The sequence below is a fragment of the Sulfitobacter sp. HI0129 genome (assembly GCF_001635395.1).
Taxonomy (GTDB): Bacteria; Pseudomonadota; Alphaproteobacteria; order Rhodobacterales; family Rhodobacteraceae; genus Sulfitobacter.
On record NZ_LWGH01000089.1, the window covers coordinates 1 to 297 of the forward strand.

Genomic DNA, 297 nt, shown 5'->3' on the forward strand with positions numbered 1-297 from the left:
GTCGCGCTGGATCAGCAGGCGGCCCGGTTCAATCTGGCAGGGCGTATGCCGGTTGCCGATGTGCCAGGCAATCCGCACGAGATCCGGACCGGTGATTTCAATCAGATCCTCCCGGGCGGCGACAACCTCGATCAGGGTCCTTCCCTGCAGCTCGAAGGCATCCCCGTGATCCAGTGAGGTGGTCTGCGCCAGATCGGCAAGGAACCGGGTCCCCTTGGTCGTCGTCAGCATCCTGCGGCGCAGAAACCGGGCGTCATAACTCAGACTGACGGAGTCATGATCGCCGCGCCACGTGCC

General features: G+C 64.0%; 1 protein-coding gene. It reads right to left on the reverse strand.

Translation table 11 applies throughout. The features are described from left to right. A partial coding sequence (locus tag A3764_RS00860; protein WP_067951040.1) for an urease accessory protein UreE occupies window positions 1-297 on the reverse strand: 297 nt, incomplete at both ends.